At 75.1% G+C, this 3843-nt stretch carries 4 protein-coding genes; 1 reads left to right on the forward strand and 3 read right to left on the reverse strand.

Annotation, left to right across the window (positions count from 1 at the left end; all coding sequences use genetic code 11):
* Positions 1-1292, forward strand: a 1292-nt coding sequence (locus tag NH602_RS29140) for an HAD-IC family P-type ATPase (RefSeq protein ID WP_253069482.1), incomplete at its 5' end; no start/stop codon positions are given.
* Here NH602_RS29140 and NH602_RS29145 read toward each other — a convergent pair.
* The 3 genes from NH602_RS29145 to NH602_RS29155 form a co-directional block, all read right to left on the reverse strand.
* Positions 1277-2629, reverse strand: a complete 1353-nt coding sequence (locus NH602_RS29145; protein ID WP_253069483.1) for an AI-2E family transporter — start codon at positions 2627-2629, stop codon at positions 1277-1279. The two genes, NH602_RS29140 and NH602_RS29145, sit on opposite strands and share 16 nt — an antisense overlap.
* 99 nt (positions 2630-2728) lie before the next feature.
* On the reverse strand, positions 2729-3391 hold the full coding sequence (locus tag NH602_RS29150; RefSeq protein ID WP_253069484.1) for an SDR family NAD(P)-dependent oxidoreductase: 663 nt from the start codon (positions 3389-3391) through the stop codon (positions 2729-2731).
* A 55-nt stretch (positions 3392-3446) separates the two neighbouring features.
* Positions 3447-3843 (reverse strand): hypothetical protein (locus tag NH602_RS29155; RefSeq protein ID WP_253069485.1); only part of this gene is annotated, 397 nt, incomplete at its 5' end.

A 3843-nucleotide genomic window follows, 5' to 3' on the forward strand; every position in this document is an offset into this window, starting at 1 on the left:
CCGCGCGGGCGGGCGCCGCGCTGCGCGACGGCGACGGTCGCCCCGCCCTGCCCGCCCTGGACCCGGTGGCGCTGGTGGTGCTGTCCGACGAGCTGCGTCCCGGCGTCGCCGACGCCCTGGAGCGGTTCGCCGCGGACGGGGTCGCGGTGAAGGTGCTCTCGGGCGACGACCCGCGCACCGTCGCCGCGCTCGCGGCGAAGGCCGGGCTCGACGTGGGTGAGGCGGTCGCCGGGTCCGAGGTCGAGGAGCTCGACGACTCCGCCGGGGGCCGGGCCGCGCTCGACGCGCTCGTCGCCCGGACCACGGTGTTCGGGCGGGTGACCCCGGAGCAGAAGGAGCGGGTCGTCGCGAGCCTGCGCCGGGGCGGTGCGCACGTCGCGATGCTCGGTGACGGAGTGAACGACGCGCGTGCCCTCAAGCGGGCCCACGTCGGCGTCGCGATGCGCAGCGGCTCGGCGGTGACCCGCGACGTCGCCGACATCGTGCTCGTCGACGACTCGTTCGACGCGCTGCTGCCGGCGCGCACCGAGGGCCGCCGGATCATCGACGGCATCGCCGTGTCGATGTACGTGTTCCTCAGCCGGGTCGCCACCCAGGGCCTGGTGATCATGGCCGTGACCATGCTCGGGCTCGGGTTCCCCTACTCCCCCACCCAGGTCGGGCTGACGCTGCTGACCGTCGGCGTGCCCACGCTGTTCCTGACGCTGTGGGCGACGCCGTCCGAGCCGGACCCGGACCTGCTGAGCAACCTCGCCCGCTTCGTGGTGCCGGCATCCGTGGTGACCGCGGGCGCGGGGACGGTCGTCTACACGGTGCTCTACCAGGGCATCCTGCAGGGCTTCAGCAGCGGACGGACCCCGGCGCAGGTGATCGAGCAGTTCCAGAGCTACACCGGGCTGACCTACGGCACCGACGCCGACTTCGCCGGTGCGGCCGCGACGCTCGGCGCGCAGACCGGGCTGTCGACGTTCGTGGGGCCGGCGTCGTTCGTGCTGATCCTGTTCCTGCTGCCGCCGCACCGGTTCCTCGCGGCGTGGACGGCACCGGTGTCCGACCGTCGCCCGGCCTGGCTGGTGCTGGGCCTGACGGTGGTGTTCGCGGGCGTGGTCGGGACCCCGGCGCTGTCGTCGTACTTCGGGCTCACCGGCGCGGCGCGGCCGGTGTTGCTGGTGGTGCTGCCGGTCCTGGTCTGCTGGTTCGCCCTGATGTGGGTGGTGCTGCGGTTCCGGCTGATGGACCGGATGCTGGGGATCGACCGGCTGCCCGGGCGGGTCGGTCAGCCGCCGTCCTGACGGGCGGAGTCCGGCGGGGCGGGCACGGCGTCGCCCCCGACGGTCTCGCTGTCGTCCCCGGTCCCGGGCGTCGTGCCGGTCCCGGTCCCGGTGCCGGTAGCGGCGGAGGCCGGGGCCGCGCCGTCGACGGCGGTGACCGGGGTGCCCGCGGCGACGTCGTCCACACCGGAGAACCGGCGGTCCCGCAGGTCGATCTGCTCACCGAGGTAGCGCAGCAGCACCGCGACGACGGCCGCGACCGGCACCGCGAGGAACGCACCGGCGATCCCGGCGAGCGACCCGCCCGCCGTCACCGCCAGCAGCACGACGGCACCGTGCAGCTTGAGGCTCTGTCCCTGCAGGAAGGGCTGCAGCACGTTGCCCTCGATCTGTTGCACCGCCACGACCAGCACCGCCACCGCGACCGCGGTGCCGAAGCCCTGCGTGACCAGCGCGATGAGCACGGCCAGCGAGCCCGCGACGACCGCACCGACGATCGGGATGAACCCGCCGACGAAGGTCAGCACGGCGAGCGGCAGCGCCAGCGGGATGCCCAGCAGCACCAGGCCGATGCCGATGAACACGGCGTCGATGAGGCTCACCAGTGCCTGGACGCGGATGAAGCCGCCGAGGACGTTCCACATCCGGCGCAGCACCTCGGCGATGTGCCCGCCCGCGCTGCGACCGGTGATCGAGGTCAGCCACGGCAGGAACCGGGGCCCGTCCTTGACGAAGAAGAAGGTCAGCACCAGCGCCAGCACCAGCGAGATCAGCCCGGACGCCAGGGTGGACACCCCGGTCAGGACGCCGCCGGCGATGGCGGTCGCGCTCTGCTGCAGCTGCTGGGTGACCTGGTTGACGATGTCACCGATCTGACCGTCGCCGAGGTTCAGCGGTGGCCCGGTCACCCACTGCTGGATCTGCCCGAGCGCCGCGATCACCCCGGAGGTGATCTGCTGGGTCTGCCCGGCGATCGACGGCGCGATGCTCACGAACAGCCCGGTCACCGCGGCGATGCCGACGAGCAGCACGATCGCGGAGGCCGCCGCGGCCGGCACCCGCCACCTGATGAGCAGCGCCGCGGGCGGACGCAGGACGGTGGCCAGCAGGATCGCGAGCACGACGGGCCAGACGACGACCCACAACATGCCGATGACGTAGCCGACGATCACCAGTCCGACGGCGATCAGCGCGACCCGCAGGCTCCACGCCGCCAGCCAGGTGAGCCCGTTGCCGATGACGGTGCCGCGGCTGGCGACCGGGGCCGTCGGCGACGGGCTCAGCAGCCCGCCCCCCGCCGGGTCCCGCCGCGCCCCACGGTTCTCGGCGCGCGCGGCCGGTTGCGACCCCGAATCCATGACCCACCCCGTTCGTACCGGTCGACCTGCGGCGGGAACCCTAGCGGCGCAGGAGCCCCGGTGCCCGCCGCAACGCCCACGCCACACCCCGGAGGGCGCTCAGAGGTCGTCGGCGAGATGGCGGAACCCGGCGGGCCGGTCGCGGTGCAGTGTCCACAGGGTCCCGGCGAGTACGGCGGGGTCCTTGCGGGGGTGCCCGGGCTCGATCGCGCCGGGGACGATCAGCTGGGCGACGTGCACGCCGTCGCCGGCCAGCTCGTCGTGCAGCATCGCCGCGAAGGCGCCGAGCCCGGCGAAGGCGATGGAGGTGCCCGCCACCCGCGACGACGGCCGGGCCCCGCTGCCGCCGTTGACGAACAGCACCGTGCCGCGGCCCAGCGCGCGCATCCCGGGCAGCACCTGGTGCACGGCCGCGACCGGCCCGTACACCGACATCTCGACCGGCCCGACGAGGTCGGCCGGGGTGGTCTCGAGCAGCGGCCGCAGGAAGTCCTTCTGCGGTGCGGGGCTGTACTGCAGCACCTCGACCGGGCCGACGGTCTCCGCGACCCGTTCCAGCGTCGCGGCGAGGGCGGCGGGGTCGCGGGCGTCGGCGGTGAAGGGGTGCGCGGCGACGCCGTCGTCGGCCAGCTCGGCGGCCAGCGCCTCGGCACGGTCGCGGCGCCGCCCGATCAGGGCGACCTCGAACCCCTCGCGCGCGAAGCGCCGGGCCGTCGCCGCACCGAGTCCCGGTCCGGCACCGACGATCGCGATGGTGGTCATGGCGTGATCATGCGGGTCGTGGCGCGGATCCGCACGGTCCGCGGTGCCCGCGGGGTCAGCCGCCCGACAGCAGGGTGAGCCGGTCCGCGACGGCGCCCAGCTGCGTGCTCATCCCGTTGAGCTCCTGGGCGGCGTCGCCGAGCAGCCCGGGGTCGCCGAGGGAGGCGCCCGCGATGCAGTGCCGGGCCGCGTCGGCGCCCGCGGCGAGCCCGTCACGCCAGTACACCTGGGCGACGGCGTCCGGGATCGCCGGATACGCCTGCGCGGAGGCGACCTCGTCGCGCAGGTCGCGGCAGGCCTCGGCCAGCGCGACGATCCCGCCGCCGGACCCGGCGCGCGCGATGTCGCGCAGGGCCTCGGTGATCGCGGTGACGTGCACCTGACCGCCCGCGGCGCGCCAGTCGCCGACCGCGGCCGTCGCGGTGGCGGCGTCGTCGATCCCGCGGCCCGCC

This window comes from Pseudonocardia sp. McavD-2-B, assembly GCF_024124365.1.
GTDB lineage: Bacteria > Actinomycetota > Actinomycetes > Mycobacteriales > Pseudonocardiaceae > Pseudonocardia > Pseudonocardia alni.